16 protein-coding genes are annotated in these 23,201 nt (G+C 48.7%); 13 read left to right on the forward strand and 3 right to left on the reverse strand.

Annotated elements, in window-relative coordinates:
* Window positions 1-52: 52 nt before the first annotated feature.
* From HGH90_RS27830 to HGH90_RS27840, 3 genes are all read left to right on the forward strand, one after another.
* Entirely contained in the window at window positions 53-3,427 is a 3,375-nt protein-coding gene (locus HGH90_RS27830) for a SusC/RagA family TonB-linked outer membrane protein (RefSeq protein WP_169192422.1), read from the forward strand.
* Window positions 3,428-3,453: 26 nt separating this feature from the next.
* A complete protein-coding gene (locus tag HGH90_RS27835) occupies window positions 3,454-5,238 on the forward strand; it encodes a RagB/SusD family nutrient uptake outer membrane protein (RefSeq protein WP_169192423.1) in 1,785 nt (594 codons plus the stop codon).
* Window positions 5,239-5,471: 233 nt separating this feature from the next.
* Window positions 5,472-6,740, forward strand: a complete 1,269-nt coding sequence (locus HGH90_RS27840) for an acetylxylan esterase (RefSeq protein WP_168767309.1) — start codon at window positions 5,472-5,474, stop codon at window positions 6,738-6,740.
* Window positions 6,741-6,809: 69 nt separating this feature from the next.
* On the opposite strand, the gene HGH90_RS27845 is transcribed toward HGH90_RS27840, so the two are convergent.
* A complete protein-coding gene (locus tag HGH90_RS27845; protein WP_168767310.1) occupies window positions 6,810-7,580 on the reverse strand; it encodes a DUF1080 domain-containing protein in 771 nt (256 codons plus the stop codon).
* A gap of 175 nt (window positions 7,581-7,755) precedes the next feature.
* On the opposite strand from HGH90_RS27845, the gene HGH90_RS27850 reads away from it, so the two are divergent.
* From HGH90_RS27850 to HGH90_RS27875, 6 genes are all read left to right on the forward strand, one after another.
* A complete protein-coding gene (locus HGH90_RS27850; protein WP_168767311.1) occupies window positions 7,756-9,333 on the forward strand; it encodes a tetratricopeptide repeat protein in 1,578 nt (525 codons plus the stop codon).
* 236 nt (window positions 9,334-9,569) lie between these two features.
* Window positions 9,570-12,320 carry a TonB-dependent receptor gene (locus tag HGH90_RS27855; RefSeq protein ID WP_169192424.1) on the forward strand — a complete coding sequence of 917 codons (2,751 nt, stop codon included), beginning with the start codon at window positions 9,570-9,572 and terminating at the stop codon, window positions 12,318-12,320.
* Between the two features lie 23 nt (window positions 12,321-12,343).
* Window positions 12,344-13,609 (forward strand): right-handed parallel beta-helix repeat-containing protein, encoded by a 1,266-nt coding sequence (locus tag HGH90_RS27860; protein ID WP_168767313.1) that lies wholly within the window; start codon window positions 12,344-12,346, stop codon window positions 13,607-13,609.
* Window positions 13,610-13,626: 17 nt separating this feature from the next.
* Entirely contained in the window at window positions 13,627-14,706 is a 1,080-nt protein-coding gene (locus tag HGH90_RS27865; protein ID WP_168767314.1) for a phytase, read from the forward strand.
* An 11-nt stretch (window positions 14,707-14,717) separates the two neighbouring features.
* A complete protein-coding gene (locus HGH90_RS27870; protein ID WP_168767315.1) occupies window positions 14,718-16,292 on the forward strand; it encodes a purple acid phosphatase family protein in 1,575 nt (524 codons plus the stop codon).
* Between the two features lies 1 nt (window position 16,293).
* Window positions 16,294-18,123, forward strand: a complete 1,830-nt coding sequence (locus HGH90_RS27875) for a cytochrome-c peroxidase (protein ID WP_211093131.1) — start codon at window positions 16,294-16,296, stop codon at window positions 18,121-18,123.
* A gap of 216 nt (window positions 18,124-18,339) precedes the next feature.
* Here HGH90_RS27875 and HGH90_RS27880 read toward each other — a convergent pair whose 3' ends face one another.
* The gene (locus HGH90_RS27880; RefSeq protein WP_168767316.1) at window positions 18,340-19,215 is read right to left on the reverse strand and encodes an SDR family oxidoreductase; all 876 of its coding nucleotides are present in this window, start codon (window positions 19,213-19,215) and stop codon (window positions 18,340-18,342) included.
* Between the two features lie 106 nt (window positions 19,216-19,321).
* Between HGH90_RS27880 and HGH90_RS27885 the strand changes: the two genes are divergently transcribed.
* Entirely contained in the window at window positions 19,322-19,696 is a 375-nt protein-coding gene (locus tag HGH90_RS27885) for a winged helix-turn-helix transcriptional regulator (protein ID WP_169192425.1), read from the forward strand.
* Between the two features lie 5 nt (window positions 19,697-19,701).
* On the opposite strand, the gene HGH90_RS27890 is transcribed toward HGH90_RS27885, so the two are convergent.
* On the reverse strand, window positions 19,702-20,661 hold the full coding sequence (locus HGH90_RS27890) for a hypothetical protein (protein WP_168767318.1): 960 nt from the start codon (window positions 20,659-20,661) through the stop codon (window positions 19,702-19,704).
* Between the two features lie 149 nt (window positions 20,662-20,810).
* Here HGH90_RS27890 and HGH90_RS27895 point away from each other — a divergent pair, with 149 nt between their 5' ends.
* Genes HGH90_RS27895 through HGH90_RS27905 form a run of 3 tightly spaced genes read left to right on the forward strand, consistent with a single transcriptional unit; the run spans window position 20,811 to window position 23,070 of the window.
* On the forward strand, window positions 20,811-21,860 hold the full coding sequence (locus HGH90_RS27895) for a winged helix DNA-binding domain-containing protein (RefSeq protein ID WP_168767319.1): 1,050 nt from the start codon (window positions 20,811-20,813) through the stop codon (window positions 21,858-21,860).
* 45 nt (window positions 21,861-21,905) lie between these two features.
* Window positions 21,906-22,706 (forward strand): HipA family kinase, encoded by an 801-nt coding sequence (locus HGH90_RS27900; RefSeq protein WP_168767320.1) that lies wholly within the window; start codon window positions 21,906-21,908, stop codon window positions 22,704-22,706.
* Window positions 22,684-23,070, forward strand: coding sequence for a DUF3037 domain-containing protein (locus HGH90_RS27905; RefSeq protein ID WP_168767321.1), 387 nt, complete (start codon window positions 22,684-22,686; stop codon window positions 23,068-23,070). The genes HGH90_RS27900 and HGH90_RS27905 overlap by 23 nt, the downstream gene beginning before the upstream one ends.
* Window positions 23,071-23,201: the final 131 nt, after the last annotated feature.

Below are 23,201 nucleotides of genomic sequence, written 5' to 3' on the forward strand. Positions count from 1 at the left end.
AACGTATTACAACGCCCGTTTTATTACATCAACCACTTATTAATTCCATGTTATGAAAACAACGCTATTACTAAAAGTAGCCATCACTTTTCTTGTGCTGGCATGTACCCAGGGCTATGCCACAGCATGGTCGCAGGAAAAAATAACGATCTCCCTGGAAAAAGCCAGCATCAAGACAGTATTAAAAACCATCCAGGAAAAAAGCCGCTGTCGTCTTATTTACAACGACGATCTGCTTCCTGATCAAACTTCGGTTTCCTTACATGTCGAAAATGCGACAGTACCGCAACTGCTGGCTACAGCTCTCCAGGGTACCGACCTGGGCTATACCATGCTGAACAATAATGCCATCGTAATAAGAACGAATACCGTACACGCCGACAAAATAACGGGTACGGTAAAGAATGAAAAAGGCGATCCCCTGATCGGTGTATCCGTAAAAATAAAAGGAACCACCATCGGTACAGTCACCAACGAAAGCGGCCATTTCGAATTACCTGCCGCTCCCGGTGCAGTCCTTATCTTCAGCTACGTTGGTTACGAACAGCAGGAAGTCAGCAGCCGTACCAGCGCGCTCTCCATTGTCCTGAAAGAAAGCGCCAGCGGCCTGAATGAAGTGGTCGTAGTGGGCTACGGCACACAGAAAAAAACTTCTTCTACAGCTGCGGTAGCCGCTGTGCAAGGAAAGGAGCTGGCTAAATCTCCGGTGGCCAATATATCCAACTCCCTGGCAGGAAACATTTCCGGCGTAAGCATGCGGCCCAATGGAGGACAGCCCGGCAGAGACAATCCAGATATCCATATCCGGGGCATAGCTACTACAGGAAATAACTCTCCTTTAATTGTGGTAGATGGTATTATCCGCAACAACATCAATGAAGTAGCTCCTACCTCCATTGCTTCGGTTACCGTGTTAAAAGATGCCGCGGCGGTAGCACCTTATGGCCTCGGCGGCGCCAATGGCGTTATACTGATCACCACCAAAAGAGGGCAAACCGGCGTGCCTACGCTTTCCCTCAACAGCTATTATGGCTGGCAAACTCCTACCTACTATCCTAAAATGCTAAATGCGCAAGATTATATGCGCCTGCGTAATGAGGCATACCTGAACGAAAATCCAAATGGCACCCAGCAACCTTTTGCCCAGGATCTTATCAACAACTATGCTGACCTCCATGCGAAAGATCCCGATAAATATCCTATCAGCAATACGAAAGACCTTGTCCAAATGCGGGCGCCCGTACAAAACTATAACCTGCAGCTGAGTGGTGGCAGTAAAGTAATGCGATATTTTGCCAGCATGGGCTACCTGCAACAGGATGGTATGTTCGACCCGGTAAAATATAAACGCTATGACTATAACGTCAATATGGAAATTAATGCCACTGCTACCACCAATGTTACCTTGTCGCTCATAGGCGCCGTACAAAATACCAATAGCGTGGATGCCGCAACTACGCCGGGGCAGCTATTCCGTAGTGCCTACAAACTGATCCCGATTACCAATCTTTATTATAGCAACGGGCTATGGGGCGAGTTTGCCGGCAATTCACCGGTTGGTATCCTCAACGCCGGGTACTCCCACCGGAATGCTAATTCGCTGTTAACAACCATCGCGGTAGAGCAACAATTGCCTTTTATAAAAGGGCTTAGTATCAAAGGTACTTTCAGTTATGATCCCAATGAGTTTACAATAAAAGGGTGGCATACGCCTTTTTATTTTTACGCCCAAAATACAGCCACTACCCCCTACACCTATACGAAACAGATTTCCACCTCTGAAGGAAATGCAGCTCCTTATACCTGGTTGAACCAGGAATATGCTAAAAATCAATACTTCACCTACCAGGGATACCTGAATTATCATAACACGTTCGGCAAACATGAATTTAGCGGATTATTGGTAGCAGAAGCCCGCAGAAACGATTCTACCGGTTTCTCTGCCCGGCGTAATAATTTCGCCATCAACATCGATGAGCTGAGCATGGGCAGTTCCAACAAAAATGATTTCGATAATAATGGCTCCTCCGTGAGTGGAAGCCAACTCGGGTTTGTATACCGCGTCGGGTATATTTACGATCATAAATATCTCTTTGAGGCATCCGGACGTTATGATGGCCATTACTTTTTTGCGCCTGGCAAGCGTTGGGGATATTTTCCCGCTTTCTCTGCCGGATGGATCATCTCGGAAGAAAATTTTCTTCGCGACCATAGCTCTGTACTCAATTACCTGAAGTTACGCGGATCATGGGGCAAGTCGGGCAATCTCGCCGGCGCTGCTTTCCAGTATTTAAATGGTTATAACTTATATGGCAACGCCTACGCCTTCGGCAACGGTACCATGGTACAGGGCTCCCGGATTACGACCGAAGCTAATCCTAATATTACCTGGGAAATATCCACCAAAACAGATGTAGGATTAGACGCCAGCTTCTGGAAAGGCATGCTCAAATTGGAGCTCGACTATTTTCATGAAAGAAGAACAGGCATGCTTTTGCCTCCTGCCGTTACGGTGCCCGTGGAATATGGATTGGGCCTGTCTGATGAAAACCAGGGCATCATGGAAAACCGTGGGATAGAAATATCTGCAGGTACCCAGCATCGATTTGCCAATGGCCTGCAACTCAACCTGAACGGCAACTTCAGCTATGCCAAAAACAAAATGATCCAGGTGTTTGAAACATCAGCCACCTTTAATAACCCTAACCGCAGAAGAACCGGCCGGCCAATGGGCACTCAGTTTGGCTACCATGCACTCGGATTGTTTAATACCTCCGATGATAAAAATAATGACGGTATCATCGATAGCCAGGATGGATACAATGTTACCCAATTTGGCGTACTGCATCCCGGCGATATCCGCTATGCCGATATCAGCGGCCCGGATGGCAAGCCAGATGGTAAAATAGATGCGTATGATGAAGTGGTAACCGGTAACCCAGTATATCCTTTTATCACCTACGGATTTACTGCCGGCGCCTCCTGGAAAGGATTCGACCTTAGCTTGTTCTTCCAGGGATCGGCATTAGCCGGTTTAAATATCCGTGGCTTCCAAACGGTGCCATTCAATAATAACAACAGCAATTCGTCTTACGAATACCTTAATAACCACTGGACACCGGCTACACAGGACGCCCGCTACCCACGCGCCAATCAGTCGCCCTATGCCAACAACACGCAGAATTCCGATTTCTGGATGATGAAAACAGGATATCTCCGCCTCAAGACCGCAGTACTTGGATATACATTACCCGCACCCATCGCGAATGCCGCAAAAATGCAGAGCGTTCGCTGTTATGTATCCGGACAAAACCTGCTCACCTTCAGCAAACTGAAGTTTATGGACCCGGAAGTAGGGTATACCGACCTGGAAACCGCCTACCCCAATCAGAAGGTGTTTGTCTTTGGCCTAAACATTACATTCTAGTTTCATTCTCTTAAAACAAAAATATTATGACCCATATATATCGCCTGCTTCGACTTCTGATCATTGGTGTATTCCTCCTCTCTTGTAATAAACAATTCCTGGAAAACACCGATAAAACCAAATTAACAGATGCCATCCAGTGGAGCACGGAAGGTAACGCCGACCTGTTTCTGAATGATATCTACAATACGCTGCCCAACTACTGGAATCAACCGGAAAACTTGGATAACTATACGGATGACAATGATGCTGGGTTTTATTATACTTCCTATAACTGGAAACAAGGGATAATATCCCCTGCGTCTAACGATTACACGGTATGGGGAGGCATAACCGGTTCTGGCGATCTTACCAACTGGCCGGCTATATTTATCAGCATCCGCAAGTGCAATACTTTCCTGGCCAACGTAAAAGCCAATGCCGCCAACTTCTCCCCTGCCTGGTTCAATAAAAGAATAGATGAAGCACGCTTTCTGCGTGCCTTTTTCTACAGTGAATTGTGGATGCATATTGGCGGGCTGCCAATTATCACTGCACCCGCCGACAGGCGAACCATGGATAGCGCTGGCTTATATACGCCACGTAACACCTTTGCTGAAACAGTGAACTTTATCACCACACAGCTCGACTCCGTTGTGAAAGGCGGCTATCTTGCAGTAAAATATAACCATGGAGATGCCGATGCCGGCCGCGCCACGCTGGGCGCCGCCCTTGCACTGAAAGGATGGGTAGAACTATACGCTGCCAGCCCCGCATTCAATGCCGGGCAGCCAGCCGCTGGCGCGGATCCTCAACAAGTGGCCGGGTACAATAATTACGATGCCAAACGATGGACCACCGCCGCCGCCACTTTTAAACAATTTATTGACCAATACGGGAGCAACAAATCCTACGATTTATTCCCCAACACTGCTGCCATCTGGTATGAAGCCAATGAATATAATTCGGAAGTAATATGGGACCGGCATGTAGTAGCCAATACAATGGGATCTTCTTTTGAGCAATATGGCGGCCCTGTATGGATTAACGGCAGCTATTATACCTGGGGCAACTATTGCCCTACCCAGGAATTAGTCGACCAATTCTTCATGGCCAACGGAAAACCCATCACCGATCCTGCTTCTGGCTACAACCCTCAACAGCCATATGTGGGTCGCGAAAAAAGATTCTACGACTGGATTGTTTATGATGGCGCCCCCTATAAAATGGATTGGATGGATAAAGCCGATACCATCTATACCCGGATCGATAAAGTTCGTCCTTCTAAAAATCAAATAGATTTCGGCACTGACGACGTAGGCAATACCGCTTATTATTTCAAAAAACGGCTCAATCCCCTGGTACGTCCCGGAGGCGGCGCCGTTAGTGGTGCTAATTTTATCTACTACCGCTATGCCGAAGTGCTGCTGGGCTATGCCGAAGCGCAAAACGAATCAGCTGGCCCTGATGCATCGGTATATAATGCCGTTAACCAGGTGCGCAAACGGTCAGGACTTCCTAACCTGGCGCCCGGCTTGTCAAAATCCGAAATGCAGGCAGCCATTTACCAGGAAAGAAGAGTTGAGCTCTGCTTTGAAAACAAGCGCTTTTATGATATCATCCGCTTGAAAACAGCGAATACAGTGATGAATGTAGATAAACACGCCATGAAGATTACCAATACGTCACCCGCCAATAATGCCGGTGTTTGGAAATATGAAATAGTGCCGCTCAATCACCCACACGTATTTACACAGAAAATGTATCTCAACCCGGTACCACAGGATGTAATTGACCGGAATCCGAAAATAGTACAAAACCCGGGGTACTAGCAGTGCTGACAGGTAAAGCTATTGCGGCGAATGACGGCATGGCCTTCACAAAACCGGCCAGCTGGTTCGCTGCAATAGCCCACTGTTCTTGAAAGGATACCCGGCGCTATGCAGACTACAGGCAAATATTCAATTTGAATATTGGAATACTACCCCGTCAAATTTTCCCACTAATTTACCTATCTTGGTATACATATATTCCACGTTTTTCTGAACCCATATATGTATCTATCATGTCTTTACGTTATACCAGTTTTTTACTGCTGCTATTTCCATTTCTTACTGCCGGCGCACAGGACTTCCGTCAGTCCAATACCGACGAATCAAAAGTACCGCCCTACACCTTGCCAGATGTGCTGAAAATGCCCGATGGCAAAGAAGTACATACCGCCGCACAATGGCAGCACACACAACGCCCCTACGTTTTCCATCTTTTCGAAGAAAACGTTTATGGTAAATTTCCCCGGGTAGCCGTTAATATGCGTTCAAAGGTAGTATCCACCGATGAGCATGCCCTAAATGGCACGGCTATCCGTAAATTGGTGGATATCTATTTTAATAATGATACTTCGGCCGTTATTCACCTGTTGATGTACCTGCCCCGTACACATCGCCCGGCTCCGGTATTCCTGGGCATGAACTTCTTTGGTAACCAATGCGTTTCCAATGATCCTGCGATACCAATTACAGAGAAATATGCGATCAACGGTCCAGGCGTAGTCGATAATCATGTTACCGCAGCCTCCCGCGGTAGCCAGGCAGAGCGATGGCAGGTAGACACCCTGCTGGCGCATGGTTTTGGCCTGGTCACCTTCTTCTATGGCGATGTGGAAGAAGATTACGCCGAAGGATGGAAACAGGGATTCCGTACCAAACTGCGCTCTGCATTGAAAACCGCGCCAGAAGAATGGAGCGCCATCGGCGCCTGGGCCTGGTCATTATGCAGGGTGATGGACTACCTCCAAACAGATCCCCGGGTAAATGCCAAACAAGTATGCCTAAACGGACATTCCCGTCTCGGCAAAACCGCCCTATGGGCCGGAGCTGCCGATCCCCGGTTTGGCATCGTGATCTCCAACGAATCGGGCGAAGGCGGAGCTGCACTGGCCCGGCGCTGGTACGGCGAAACCATGCCGATTATTAACGACCACTTCCCCCACTGGTTTAACAGCCAATACAAACAATACAGTACCCACATCAACAACATGCCGGTAGATCAGCATATGCTGCTGGCATTGATAGCCCCCAGACCTTTATACGTGGCCAGCGCGGAAGGCGACCAATGGTCCGATCCCAAAGGCGAGTTCTTAAGTGCCTGGCATGCCGGCGAAGTGTATAAATTGTTCGGAGAAAAGGCGATCGGCAGCGATCAGTATCCCGCAGTGCATCAACCGGTGGGAGACTGGGTAAGGTATCATGTCCGGGCAGGAAAACACGACGTGACGATATATGACTGGCAGCAATATATTGCCTTTGCAGAGCGGTTCTTCCGTAAAGGCTGACCAATCATACCAAAAAAAGGTGGACGGATAACATCCGTCCACCTTTTCTCTATACTAATAATCCTATTATTATAATTCTCTTACCCAGATATTACGGAAGCTCAGCGGCTCGCTCTTATCGCCGTGGGCCTGCAGCTTAATCGGGCAGGCGCCATGTGCCTGACGGTAAGCCGGAGCGCCAATGTATTGGGTAGGTCCTTTTACTTCTACATTGTTCTGTACCAGTACGCCGTTAAATAAAACGGTAACCCGGGCAGGACTCGTCAGTGAACCATCTGCGGCAAAAACAGGAGCGGTCCAGATCACATCATACACATTCCACTCTCCCGGCGCCAGGGTAGGATTGGCCAGGGGAACAAACTGTTTGTAGATACTACCGGCCTGACCATTCGTATAAGTTTTATTCTTATAAGAGTCGAGCACCTGTAATTCATACCCAGCATCGCCTTTACCCAGGGAAGCCAGGAATACGCCGCTGTTGCCGCGCGCCTGCCCGGAGCCGGTAATGTCAGAAGGTACTCTCCACTCAATATGTAACTGGTAGTTGGTAAAGGTCTTCTTCGTTTCGATATTACCTACATGTTTATTCACAGTCAGGATACCGGAACCTACCGTCCATTCAGCCGCTTTGCTGCGGTCGTCGGCCATTACCCACTGCTCCAGGTTTTTGCCGTCAAATAAAATTACTGCATCGGAGGGCGCTGCGCCGCATTTACCGGGTTTTACTTCTGGTGGAACGGGCGTATATACTTCTGTATCTTCCGGCTTCGCTTTTTCCTGAGCCTGAGCCGCGCAAAAACCACCTGCCAGCAGCATTGTAAATAAGAATTTCCTTTTCATAATCAATTTTTAACTGGAATGAATAGCTGGGTCAAAATAATAACCAGTGTCACAATAATATATAAAATAGTATACTGACGCAAGCACTTTTATACCAACGGCCATCGATTTGGTAACATACAGTTAACACAAAAAAACATTCTTTGCGGATTGTTGATGCTTATTTACCGTTAAAATGAAAAGGCTTCTTCCTTTCCTGACACTGTACTTGCTTTTGCTTCCACTATTTACCCATGCCACCGGCGAACCTGTTGAGGGACCTATCACGCTGACCGCCAAACCAGGCCGGCAATCACCCGACTCAGCCTTTCTTGCGCTGCGGAAGATGCAGGAAACAGCTATGGCCAACGGCGATGAACTCACCGCAGGCAAGTGCCTGCAACAAATGGGGAAAATCTGCTTCACCCTCGGCCACTACGCTAAATCGCTCGAATATTACCAGCAAGCTGCCACCATCTTTGGTGCACAGCAACACAAAAGCCAGGAAGCCGCCGTACTAAACGATATGGGCGAACTGTATTACCGGAATATCAATAAAAAAGCGGCCAAAACCCACTACGACAAAGCCCTGCAGTTATATCGCCAAATCAACGATAAATCCGGCATGGCAGCTACCTATGGCTATATTGGCCACTACTATGAAAAACAATCGCAATACGACAGCGCCTGGTACTTTCAGCAACTGGCGCTAACCCAATACCAGAACGCCAAAGATACCCTCGGCATGGCAGGCATATACGAAAATCTGGGTACCATACATGAAGATCTCACTAAATACGATGCGGCGCTTGCCTGCTTTCGCACTGCCCTCCAGCTATATGATCTGCACCACGAACATTTGGCCGGTATAGAAGTGATTAACAATATTGGCGATATATTAAGAAAAACGGGCGCCTATAAACAGAGCATGCCCTACTCAAAAGAAGCGTTGGCCATTGCCCGGCATACCAACAACAAATACCAGGAAGCCGCCGCCTGTAAAGACATCGCCAAAACGTTTAACCTGATGGGTCAGCACGACAGCGCCTATTATTATATGGAGTGGAGCCGGAAATGCCTGCTGGAAATTTATTCTGCCGAAAACAACCAGCAGATGAACTTCCTCCAGATCATTTACGACACCAATAAAAAGAATGATGAAATTATGCAGCTGGAAAACAGTCACCATATCAACCGCATTATTTATATATCTGTAGGCGTAGTAGTAGTACTGCTCATTATGCTTTGCCTGCTTACCATATCACGCCAGAAGCTAAAGATCAGTCAGGCCCAGGCCGTATCAGAAAGAAATGCGGAGCTAAACCGCATCCAGAAAGACCAGCTCGAACTGAAAAGTAAACAACTGGCTACCCACACCCTCGATGTCATTCAACGTAACCAGTTTCTCGATGAGTTACGTAATACCCTGTCAGGAATGGTACAGGAGGATAAACGAGATCAGAAAAAACAACTACAGCAACTGGTACTCAAAATCAACCAGAATGTGAACCACGAAAAGCAATGGAAAGACTTTACCGGCATCTTCGAACAGGTACACCAGGTATTTTTTGACAAACTCAATGCACTATACAGCGACCTTACCAACAACGATATTAAATTACTCGCCCTCCATAAAATGAATATGGACTCAAAAGATATGGCTACCATTCTCGGTATTTCTCCCGATAGTTTGCGCGTGGCCAGGTATCGTCTCCGGAAAAAATTAAACATACCGGAAGGAGATACCCTCAGCACTTTTGTGCAAACACTCTGAGGCTTAACATTCCGGTAATATTCACGTAACATATTAGTAATGGCGGTTCTTGTTACAAACAAACAATTAAATATCAATCACTTACCATCCATTTGTATACGCTGATTACACTTTGTTTACGGGCCTGTTAACGCTGTTTACGTTTTGCTTACGCTACTTTCTTGCATTTTTTTTCGTAGCCCGGCACATTTGCGATACCATTCGTCACTAACTCGAATTGTACCAAATCATCAAAAATGAAAACAATTTTACAAACGTTACTATGCCTGTTGCTGAGCATTATCACTGCCAACGCAGCCAGCATCAAAGGGCATGTATACGATCAGAAATCAGGAGAACCGCTGGTAGGCGTTACCGTTGTACTGGAGCAAACCACCCTCGCTACTGTAACCGGCCTTGACGGCTCTTTCGAGTTTAAGAAAGTAAATCCCGGCCAGTTTGTCCTTGTCATTTCACACCTTACCTACAAAACATTAAAACAATCAGTAACGGTAGCGGATAAAGATAATCCACACATCACCGTGTACCTCAGTGAACGCAACAGTAAAAGCCTGAGCGAAGTGGTAATAGCCGCCAACAGCAAAGCTTCTTCCGAAAAAACCGCCCGCAAACTGGAACAGAAATCCATGCAGGTGATGAACGTGGTATCTGGCGCAGCAATAGAAGTATCACCCGACCTCACGGTGGCCAACGTGATCCAACGGGTATCCGGCGTATCACTGGAACGCAGCAGTAACGGCGACGGGCAATATGCCATCCTCCGGGGTATGGACAAACGATATAACTACACCCTGATCAACGGTATAAAAATTCCCAGTCCTGATAATAAATACCGCTACGTACCACTGGACCTCTTCCCTTCCGAACTGCTGGACCGCCTCGAAGTATACAAATCACTGACGCCTAATATGGAAGGTGACGCAGTAGGCGGCGTTGTAAACATCGTAATGAAAGATGCCCCCGGCAGGTTTTCGGTAAATGCCAACGTGGCTACCGGTTATAGCCAGATGGTATTAGACAAAGGCTTTACCAGTTTCGATGCCGGCAATATGCACAGCAAATCGCCTTATGAAGCACATGGCAAAAACTATAATGCCACCCCAGCCGATTTTGCTACCGGCACCCTCCACTACAAAAACAAAAACTTTGCACCCAACCTAGTAGCCGGCTTATCTATCGGCCAGCGCTTCCTGGATAATAAACTGGGCGTTATCCTCGCGGGTAGCTACCAAAATACTTTCCGCGGCAGCACCAGCACTTTTTACCCTACCAGCCAGGTTGATACCCAGAAAGTATCCGTGATCACCAGCATGCAGCAACGCCAATACAGCGAACAGCAGCAACGAAGCGGCTTTCATGGAAAGGTAGATTATGTATTTAATGAGCATCACAAAATATCGCTGTACAATGCCTATATGCACCTGCTCAACTTCCAGACCCGCGAAGGCATCAGTACTAATTTTTCTTCCGACTATAAGCCGGCCACCGGAGACGCACAGCTTACCTACCAAAGCCGCTCCCGCAAAATCAACCAGCAGATCTATAACGCCACCCTGCATGGTGATCATAAATTCGGCAAACTAAAATTGCAGTGGTCGGCTGTTTTTTCGGCTGCTAAAAATGAAGTACCCGACAATACCACTATCAGCCTGAATGGTATCCGCCAGAACAACCGCGACACTATGACCACTGCCACAGAAAGCAACCGTCGCTGGGAACGAAATACCGACAACGATATCGCCGGTTACCTGGATCTGACTTACACCGCTAAAATTGCCGGCACCAAAGTAGATTTATCTGCAGGTGGACTATATCGCGATAAACAAAGAAGCAGCTTCTTTAACAACTATGTGTTTTATCCATCTACCCCCAATGCCCTCTACAATAAAGACTTCTTCAGTTATACCGGTATTACCTGGGATGTACAAAATCCCAAAGGCGCCGTGGCAAACGCCCTGACCTACGATGCATCGGAAAAGACCAGCGCCGGGTACGGTATGTTCAAATTCAAAGCTGCTGACCTGGAGGTAACCGGTGGCGTACGCGTAGAACATACCAACCAGGGGTATAGCATGCTGTTCCCGCTGGGTGAAAAACGCCCGGCAGGTAACCAGGTATATACCGATGTGCTGCCCAGCCTGAACCTGAAGTATGAACTAGCCGAACACCAGAACATCCGTGGTGCTTACTTTCGCTCCCTGAACCGTCCCGGCTTCTTTGAAATTGTACCCGGCAGCGTAGTACAGGAAGATTATACCGAACGCGGTAACCCTGACCTGAAGCGCGCTATAGCCAATAATTTCGACCTGCGTTACGAATTATTCCCCAATCATTCCGACCAGCTGCTCATAGGCGTATTCTATAAACAGATAAAAGATCCTATCGAAAATACCATTGTTGCTGATAGCACCCGTCCGCAAGACCAGTATTACACTGCCGGTAACTTTGGTACCGCCCGTAACTACGGACTGGAAGCAGACTATATTAAATTCTTCAGTAACATAGGTATCAAAGCCAATTATACCTATACCCATTCCAGTATCACTACCAGCAAAAGCGCCAGGATCAGGGATGAAAAAGGTGACCTGAAAACAATTGCGGTAGATCAAACCAGGCCATTATATGGTCAGTCGGAGCACATCGCCAACCTCTCCCTGCTGTACAAAGACACGCAACATGGCTGGGATGCGCAACTGGCTGTAGGATACACTGGTCCCCGTATCGTTACCGTTTCCCAGTTCGTAGACAATGATCTCTGGCAGAAAGGATTTATACAGATGGATATTTCAGTAGAAAAGAGGTTCCGCAACCACTTCAGCATCTTCGCGAAAGCCGGCAACCTGTTGAATACACCAGCCGAAATATTTATCAAAGGCGTTAACCCGGAAAATGCCGAATTACCCGGCCAGGGCAAAGCCAATGAAACACTGATCAGGAAAGAGTACTACAAACAAACTTACCTGTTAGGCGTACGCTACAAATTATAAACGCATTTAAAATATTCATCGTCATGAACTACAAACAAATCATTGGCAGCGCATTACTGATCGCCGCACTTGGCGGCGCCTGCAAAAAAGCGAACAGCGATGTAGACCTCACCAAAGAAGTAGCCGGCGCCGGTACGGTGGCCGGGGAAGTATATGGCATCTGGGAAAAAGGCAGCACCAAACGCATCTCCGGCGATATCATTATCCCGGAAGGTAAATCGCTGGTAATTGAAGAAGGCGTACTGGTGATCATGGACACCCTCGCCAAGCCTGAAGTAATCGTAAAAGGGAATCTCTATTCCATGGGAACTAAAGAATTCCCTGTGAGATTCACTATCGAAGAAAACCTGCGCACAGACAGCCGTAAATTCGGTAAACAATGGGGCGGTATCCTGGCTGCCCAGAGCTGCAAGGAGCTCCTGCTCGACAATACCGTTGTAGAATATGGCGGCGCCACTACCACCGAGTCGTCTACTTCCGTGAAACAAGGATTGTATAAGGCGAAAAGCGGGGAAAACCTGCCTGCCCTCTGGTTCAGCAATGTAAACGGTAAACTGGTGGTCACCAACAGTACTTTCCGCCACTTCCAGGATGACTGTACGTATATCGAAGGTGGTAAGATCATCTTCGCTAATAACAGATTTTACAGCACCGGTCTCGTAGGCGGAGAGGGTATCAATATTAAATCCGGCTGCCTGGCCGATGTAGGGTTCAACTTCTTTTATGCTACCAATACCAATGCCCTGAAACTGTCTAACTCCGGCAATCGCAGCCCGCAAGCACATGTGATCGCGTATAACAACACCATTCTCAATACCGGCTGGAGGAGGCCCACTGTAAAAGGCGGTTCGGTATGGCTGGAAGCCACCGTGTATGCAGAGTTATATAATAACTTGTTTGCCAACACACGTTTTGGTATAAAAAGAGATACCAAAGGCCCGGAAGATCAACGCTCCGCTTTCAGTAATAACCTTTACTATGGCTTTGATCAAACAACTGTTACACAGTTTCAGCCCAGCAAAGATGTAGTAGGCGGAAAAAATGACCTGATCAGCACTATCGTGGGCGACCATGATCCTAAATTCGTGAACTATCCGCTGAATACGGCCATAAACAACCCGGACCTGAACGAAAGCTGGGATTTCCATATACAACCAGGCTCCCCAGCTATTGGCGCCGGCACTACTGCCTTTACCCGTAATTTCCCCGACGGACTGGTTTTAAACGGTAAGCTGTATTTATCGCCCGCTCCTTCCTCTACTATCGGTGCACTTGGCACCAAAAACTAACGATTCACCTTTTCAACATGCGTAATCATTTTATATTATTCAACACAGCAGTCTGCGGACTGCTGTGTTTTTCTGCCTGTGCTACTCCTGGTAGTACTCACGTAAACCAATATACGGATACGACTGCCATTCAACCAGCGGTAATCACCGAACCCGTACAATTCGACTCCGACGACCCGGCCATCTGGATAAATCCGGCCAATCCCGCGCAGAGCCTGGTGATAGGCACCGACAAATCGGCCGAAGGAGCCCTGTACGTATTTGATTTGCAGGGAAAGATCAAAAAGATAGTACCGCATCTCCAGCGGCCCAACAACGTGGACATTGGCTATGGATTACTCCTCAACGGCAAACGTATAGACTATGCCGTTACCACAGAAAGGATTACCCATAAGCTCCGCTTCTTCTCACTCCCCGATATGCTACCTATCGACGATGGCGGCATTCCTATCTTTGAAGGCGAAACAGGCCACCAATACCGCGACGGTATGGGCATTGCCATTTACACCAGCAAAACCGGCGAGCAATACGCCATTGCAGGTCGTAAAACCGGTCCGCTGGACGGAGGCTATCTATGGCAATACCGGCTATCGGATAATGGTAACGGAAAATTAACGGCTACCCTGGTACGTAAGTTTGGCCGTTATAGTGGCAAGAAAGAAATTGAGGCCATTGCTGTAGATAATGAAGCCGGATATGTTTACTACTCCGACGAACAGTACGGCGTAAGGCAATATTATGCCGACCCTGAAAAAGGAAATGAAGAGTTGTCGGTATTTGGTACCACCGGTTTTACGGAAGATCATGAAGGCATTTCTATCTACAAAACTTCCCCTACCAAAGGATATATCCTGGTATCAGACCAGGGAGCCAATAAATTCCATATCTTCAACCGCGAAGGGACCACCCACCGGCTGTTGAAAGTGGTGAAAGTGAGCGCCAGTCACAGCGACGGGTCAGATATAGTAAGCATTCCGCTGAATGAAACATTCCGACATGGAATGTTTGTCGTGATGAGCGATGACAGAACCTTTCATTACTACCGCTGGGAAGATATTGCCGGGAAACAACTGGAGGTAGCGCCAACAAAAAAATAGTCTCCTATTATATGAAATCCATGATCATCACCAGCCTGTTGCTGGCTACCGGTTTCACCGGTATACAGGCACAGGAAGCTCCTGTACAAAAAGTGAAAGCCGTCATTGCACCGGCACTGTTGCGCGGGCCCTATCTGCAAGCCGCCAGCAGCAACAGTATCGTTATCCGCTGGCGTACCGATGCTTCCGCCCGCAGCCGGGTAAAGTATGGCACTGCGCCCGATAAACTGGATCAGCAGACAGACGACCTGTCCCTCACCACCGAACATAAAGTAAAGCTGACCAACCTGCAACCCGGCACCCGCTATTACTATAGCATTGGAAGCCTGAAAGAGGTGTTACAAGGCAATGCCGACAATTCTTTTGTGACATTGCCGGAACCCGGTAAAGCAGGGCTATACCGCATTGCCGCGTTGGGCGACTGCGGCGACAACTCCATTAACCAGCGCCAGGTAAAAGAACAGCTGGTGAAATACCTGGGCAACAACCACCTCAATGCCTGGATATTGCTCGGCGATAATGCCTATCCCGACGGTACCGATGCAGAATACCAGACCAAATTCTTCAATGTATATAAAGACGACCTGTTGAAGAAATACCCGCTATTCCCCGCTCCCGGCAACCATGATTATCATGATACCGACCTGAGTGCCAAATATGCACAGGAAACACACCAGACTACTTATTACCAGAACTTCACCATGCCTTCCGAAGGAGAATCCGGTGGCGTACCTTCTCATACGCCGTCGTTCTACTCCTTTGATATCGGTAATATCCACTTCCTGTCGCTCGACAGCTACGGTAAAGAAGACAGCGCCTACCGCCTGTATGATACCCTGGGGCCACAGGTACGTTGGATAAAAGAAGACCTGGCCGCCAATAAAAACAAAGCCTGGGTGGTTGCCTACTGGCATCATCCGCCCTATACCATGGGTTCGCACAACTCCGATGAAGAAGATGAGCTGATCCACATCCGTCAGCACTTCATCCAAGTGCTGGAACGCAATGGTGTAGACCTGGTACTGAATGGCCATAGCCACGACTATGAAAGATCCCGGCTTATACAGGGCCATTATGGCATGGCCAATACCTTCGATCCGGCCAAACACAATATCAGCAACTCTTCCGGACGTTATGACGGCAGCAGCAATGCAGCGCCTTACGTGAAAGACAGCGCCCGTAATAACGGTACCGTATACGTGGTAAGTGGTTCTGCCGGGAAACTGGGAGGCAAACAAACTACCTTCCCGCATAAGGCCATGTATTTTTCAGATGCCGATCACGGCGGCGCCACCATGCTGGAAGTACAGGACAACCGCCTCGACCTGAAATGGGTTTGCGCCGATGGCACGATCCGCGACCAGTTTACCATCATGAAAAATGTGAATAAACACAGCGATATCACTATCAGGAAAGGACAATCGGCGGTACTCACCGCATCATTTATCGGCAACTATAAATGGAACAATAGCAGCGAAACCGGCAGAAGTATTACCGTAAGGCCTACTGCCGCTACCACCAAATACACAGTGACCGATACATTCAACGTAGTAAAAGATACGTTTACCGTTCATGTGTCTAAATAAAATGAAATGGATCATATGGCCGGTATTTACCCTACTGGCCATCTTTTCGGCATGGGGATTTAAGCAAACGCCTGCCGATACGGGCGTAGCCAATACCATTGCTATTTTCAGGGAAGGTGCCGCCAACTTCGCGGCCGCCTCCCGGGAAATGGAAACAGCCATGCAAGCCATTACTCCCGGCAAGCCTGCCAGCATTGAAGACGCTAAAACTTCCCTGAAAAAATGCCGGCTGGCCTATAAACGCATTGAATACTTCCTCGACTATTTCTTCTTCAGTTCTTCTATGGTGTATAACCGCCCCGCAAAAACGGAAATAGACGAGCCTTATATGGAATATCAGTCCCCCGCCGGATTACAGCAAATGGCTGTATTGCTGTTCGACAAAAATCCTTACGCCCACCAACAGGAACTATTGGATCAGGCCAACCTGGTCAGCTCTTCAGCCGCAGATCTCCCCGCATTGCTGTACCAGTTTAAAGCTACCGATAAAGACATTATGGAAAGCCTGCGGATAGAACTGGTACGCCTATACGCCAACGGCATTACCGGTTATGATGCTCCCGAACTCAAAAGCGGCATCACCGAAACTGCACAATCGATGCGTACGATCCAGGCTGTACTACAGCCCTGGCTCCGTAACATCTCTCCCGAAACACAAGCGGTAAGCCACTACCTCGGGCAGTGCATCAGCTACCTGGAATTGCATGCCGATTTCGACGGTTTTAACCGCATGGAATTTCTCACCAGCTGCGCTTTACCGCTACAGGAAAGTGTAGGCCAACTGGTACGCCAACTGCAACTGGATCAGCATACCCGGAGCGCGTTAAACTACAATGCAAAAAATTTATTCAGTAAAGATGCCTTGCGGGCATCAGCCTTTCCCGGTGGTAAGGATACTGGCGCATTGCTGGTAAAGCTGGGACGGCAACTCTTTTACGACAAAGCCCTTTCTGGTAACGGGCAACGCAACTGCGCTACCTGTCACCAACCCGATAAATATTTCAGCGATGGACTACGGACCAGTCTCGCAACCGACGGAAAAAATCATGTCCGCAGAAATGCACCCAGTCTCTATTATGCAGCGTTTCAATATGCCCAGTTCTGGGATGGCCGTGCCAATACGTTATCCAAACAAATACAGATGGTGATGGCCAATCCCGAAGAAATGAACGGGCATCCTGACGTCATCATCACCCGGCTGAACGACAGCAGCGCTTACCGCCAGGCTTTTGCCACCGCTTTCCCCGGCGATAGCTCTCCCGCTATCAGCATGACGCACCTGTCGTCCGCCATTGCCGCTTATCTCTTTACCTTGTCGCCCCAAACCAGCGCATTCGATGCCTACCTGGCCGGCGATAAAAAAGCGATGACGCCTGCCCAGGTAAATGGGTTTAACCTGTTTATGGGAAAAGGCCAGTGCGCCACCTGCCACTTTGCGCCATTGTTCAATGGCCTCACGCCGCCGCTTTATCAAATGACAGAATTCGAAAACCTGGGCATCCCCGGCAACGGCAGCCTGCTCCATCCGCAGCGCGACAAAGATGCCGGCCGTTTCGAATATTTCCCCATAGCATTTTATCAACGGGCGTTTAAAACGCCTACCGTCCGGAACGCTGCCATGACCGCCCCTTACATGCACAACGGCGCTTTGGGTACCCTGGAAGAAGTGATGGACTTTTACAATGCCGGCGGTGGCAATGGACTGGGCATGAAAGATACTTATCAAACGTTGACAGCTACCAAACTCGGGCTCAGTACCAGCGAAATGAAAGATATCATCGCCTTCCTGAAGGCTTTGTCCGATCGCCCGGCCACTACGTACAACTACTGAATTTTACGAGCCCTGATTAATACTGATACCAGCACCCCTTCCTGGCTATATTTTTGCCCACGCTGTGCTGCTGCTGCCTCGCTGCAGGCCGGAAACCAAACGGCAACAAAAAGAAATTACTATGTAGTATTTAAATGTTTCCTTTTTAATACTCAGATTTTCATCGTAAAAACACATGAAGTTGGCATAAGGCGGGTGTCTACCCGCCTTTCAGTTTTATAAGCTAAAAGCCTTTGCTACATAGTTTTTCATCGACTCCGGTTCCCGGCCCAAAATATCCGCCAAAGTATTATCCGGTAAGTCAAACTCTCCTGCTCCGATGGCCTCTGCAAAAGCAGTTACTGCCTGCGCATATTCTACCGGTACACCTGCTTGTACCAACTGTGCCGTAAATGCTCCGGGGGCAGCCGCTACATACTTCACTTCTTTCCCTGATAACGCTGTGAATATAGCCGCCAGCTCTTCAAAGGAAGTAGCTTTATTGCCGGCAAGCGTATAGGATTTATTTTCATGCCCGCTGCTTAATAATAAGCGCGCCCCTGCAATGCCCAAATCTTCCCGGGTAGCATAGGCCGCTTTTCCCGCGCCTGCCGGCAGGGATATCATGCCGTACTCCAATACTTTATCGCCCAGGAAACCGGGTAATACGTCGGCATACAGGGCGTGTAACAACAAGGTATACGTGATGCCGGTTTCCTTCAGCAGCTTTTCTGTCTCCAGGTATTCATTAACAATAAACGCCACTGGAGAGCTCCCATCTTCCGTCTTCCGATGAGCGCTGGTAAAAAAAACATGACCTACTTTTGCAGCTACCGCAGCATTCAGCACATGGGTATGGTGTGCGATCCGTCCTGTCATGCTATTGCTGGAAATAAAATACAGTTTGTCTATCCCCTTAAAAGCTGCTACCAGGGAAGGATAATCACTGTAATCGCCCTGCAGCACGGTTACGCCCTGCGCCTGCCAATGAGCGGCTTTTGCAGGATCTCTTACCAATACCGCGATATCCGTCGCGCTGCTGTTGCTGATTAGTTCATCTACCACTACTTTACCCAGCTGCCCAGTGGCGCCGGTCACGAGTATTTTTGCCATTTTTTTATCTTGTTTTAGTAGCTCAAAACTACTTACCTTTGGTAACTAAATATTCAACCTAACCTGTAGGTTACTACTAACCTGCAGGTTAGCCAAACAGTATCAAGTGGATCAAAATAATTGTCCCAGCCCGGAACATTGCAAGGGCCAACTGAACGCCATAGGCGACGCGCTGTATGCCATCGGGGGTAAATGGAAACTGCAGATTATCAGCGCCCTCATGGACGGTAAAAAGCGTTTCAATGAGCTGCAACGCCTGGTGATTGGCATTTCTGCCAAAGTATTATCGAACGAGCTGAAAGAAATGGAGCTGAACGGTTTTATTCGCCGGGTAGCACATGCCGATATCAAACATGTGGCGGAGTATGAACTAACGACTTATAGTTTTACGTTGGGAAACGTGCTCGGCGCATTATCGGAGTGGGGAACGATGCACCGTAAAAAAATTACGGGGCGACTGGAGGAAACCACCGCCCCGTAAACAAATCAGGGAAGTAAGGTAGCCTTCACGGGGCTTTGCAATTCATACCCTTTGCTGCCTTTATATACATATCGCTCTTCTGCAGTAAATCGGATCTTCTTTTTTCCTTTCAGCAACGCTTTTACTTCTGCCGGCAACCGGTCTGTGTCATCGGCCGTGGCAGTGCCTTTCAGCGTAATCACTATATCACGGAAATACTTTTTATCACTGGCAGGTACCGCGTAGGTACTTGTCCAGGCAGACATATTTTCTTCAGGAGATACTTCGGTACGCTCTGTGCCATACGCAGCCATAATCTGCTGATAACCGCCATTGATACCACCAATAAGGTAATAGTCGCCATCAAAAGGACCACCCGCACCTCCGTTCAGATTTTTAAGGAGAAATGCATACTGGTCGTTGCCTATCAGCAACGGTTTAGGCGTAGGGCACTGGGAAAATGCACCGTAAGCGCCTATGACCGGCTGGTACATCCGCAGCTTCCAGCCCCCATCGGTTAATACAAATTTGGCCAGTCCCAATATCCCTCCCGTAAAACGCGATACCTGGAACCCTTCGGGATCAAACTCAGAGTGATTAAAACTCATCACTTTATACTGCATCCCGGAAGAATCCCTGAAATCCATCACATTCATCAGGCGGGTAGCTACACCTTCAGGGAAAGGGAATACATCGCTGCCTTCATCATAGATATTCAGGTAAGGCTTGCCTTTGCAGGTTTTACATTCCCAGTTGATCAGTTCATCAAACTTGCCGCTGCCGGTACTGCGCTTGTAATACTGCCCGGGAAACAGCTGCAGCAAAGCTTTCTGGGCATCAAAGGTGCCTGGCATTACCAGGTTGCGGTTTTGTAAGACGGTATCGCTTACATTTTTCTTTTTGAGGTCTTCGTTGACCGATTGCCCCTGGCTGGCGCTCAGTACGCCCAGCTGGAGAAATACAATAACAAACAAACGTTTCATCATCTGGCAATTATTTTCGGCGCCGTTATTATTACGGCGGAGGCAAAGGTACTACTCCCGCTGCCATACCAGCACCCTACCCGGAAAAAATTTCCCCCCGGGCGCCGGCCAACTGACATACGGTTGTCACTCCCGGCGGATAATTTCGGTATATGAACAGTCAGCAGATAGCATTACTCCGGTTGCAACAGCAACAACTTATCCAGCCGGTCTTTACCCAGGCTGCCGACCTGGTACGGTGGATGGGCTGTATGCAAGCCCAGGATTATGCCGGCGCCAAATGGGCGATCGGCATGAGGGTAAAAGGAAGTACCGATGCCTCCATTGAAGCGGCTTTACAGGAAGGCAAGATCCTGCGCACCCACATCCTGCGGCCGACCTGGCATTTTGTATCACCGGAAGATATCCGCTGGATATTATCCCTGACAGCTCCACGCATCAAAGCGTTCAACAAAAGCCTGCATGCCCGCCTGGGTATAACGGATAAAGAGTTGCACCGCAGCAGCCAGGTACTGGGCAAGGCGCTGACCGGCCAGTCTATGACGCGTACCCTGCTGGTACCGTTACTACATAAAGCCCGTATCGATACCGATGATATCCGCCTGGGATTCCATCTTATGCATGCAGAGTTGGAAGGTATTATATGCAGTGGTCCCCGTCAGGGCAAACAATTTACTTATGCCCTGTTGGATGACCGGGCCGCACCTGTTGCTGCCATCTCCCGCGAAGAAGCCATTACCCGGCTCACGCTGCTGTATTTCCGTAGCCGGGGCCCCGCCACGGTCAATGACTTTCAATGGTGGAGCGGATTGCGTATGCCCGATATCAAAATGGGATTGCAGGAGAATAAAGACCTGCTCACCGCATTCATTGCCAACGGGCAGGCCTATTGGTACGATGCTGCCATGCCCATGAAAACAATGGCTGTCAGCCCTTTGCTGTTGCCGGCTTACGATGAGTATACCGTGGCGTATAAAGACCGTAGCGATGTATTGCCCGCCTCCCTTATTACTGCTACCGGCTATGGCATCTATAAACCTACCGTCATCAACAAAGGACAGATTGCCGGCACCTGGAGCCGTAAAATTTCCCATCACCACCTGGAAATTGATACCCAGGTGCCTGCCGGACCATTGCGAGCACTGCCCCGCGCCATCGCCGCATACCGGTCGTTTATGGGCAAAGCGGACAAATTTGGTTAATTTGGCCGCGAATACGCTGATTTAAGTAACGACAACCCACATTAGATGATAGAAGATATACAACTTCAGCTAAGGACCGTTAACGTCACCCGCTATGTAACGCCCCTGCGTGAAGGCGGCTCCCTTCCGGCCATCGCCGAAGCGGACGACGGTTTCCTGTATGCGCTGAAATTCAGAGGCGCCGGACAAGGCGTGAAAGCACTCATTGCTGAACTGATAGGAGGTGAAATAGCCCGGACCTTAGGACTGAAAGTTCCAGAAATCGTATTTGCCAACCTCGATGCCGCCTTCGGCCGTACCGAGCCTGATGAGGAAATCCAGGACCTGCTCAAAAAAAGCGTGGGCCTCAACCTCGCCCTGCACTATCTTTCCGGGGCCACTACCTATGACCCTACGGTAAATACGGTGCCGGCATCTCTTGCTTCGCAAATTGTGTGGCTCGACTGCCTCCTTACCAACGTTGACCGTACCCCACGCAACACCAATATGCTCATGTGGCGCAACGAACTATGGCTGATAGATCACGGCGCCTCCCTTTATTTTCACCACTCCTGGCAAAACTGGCAGGAACAGGCTCTCCGGCCCTTTGTACAGGTAAAGGACCATGTATTGCTGCCACAGGCCAGCGACCTGGACACCGTAGACGCAGCCTTCCGGCTGCTACTAACGCCCGAGCGCATACGTAGTATTGTCAATATCATCCCCGATGAATGGCTCATCAGCGATCAACATACGGAATCGCCCGAAGAACGCCGGGACGTATACTTTGAATTTTTAACAACACGCATCCGCCACTCCGAAATTTTTGTAAAAGAAGCACAACATGCAAGAGCAACACTTATATGAATATGCCGTGATACGCATTGTACCAAGCGTAGAGCGGGAAGAATTTTTGAATGTTGGCGTAATCCTTTATTCCAGGCCACAAAAATTTCTGGGGGCCATGTTCACCCTGAACGAAGAAAAATTACGGGCGCTTGCTCCCCAAACAGATATCAACACCATTCGCCCTTACCTGGAGGCTTTCGTGGAAATCAGCAAGGGCAGCGAAGCCGGGGGGCCTATCGGCAAATTGGATATGCCCAGCCGCTTCCGCTGGCTCACCGCCATGCGCAGCAGTGTGGTACAAACTTCCCGGGTACATCCCGGCTTTTGCAGCGGCAGCGCCGCCGATACGCTGCAACGCTTACATGAGCAACTGGTGCTTTGAGAGCCGAAAGTAAAAAGCCGAAAGCAAAAAGCTATTGTAGCAACTGATCTTTGCGAATATTTAAAATCGCGTTGGGCATTCGCTACAATAGCTTTTTGCTTTCAGCTTTATGCTTTCAGCTATTTACAACA

The sequence above is a fragment of the Chitinophaga sp. Ak27 genome, assembly GCF_012726295.1.
Classification (GTDB): domain Bacteria; phylum Bacteroidota; class Bacteroidia; order Chitinophagales; family Chitinophagaceae; genus Chitinophaga.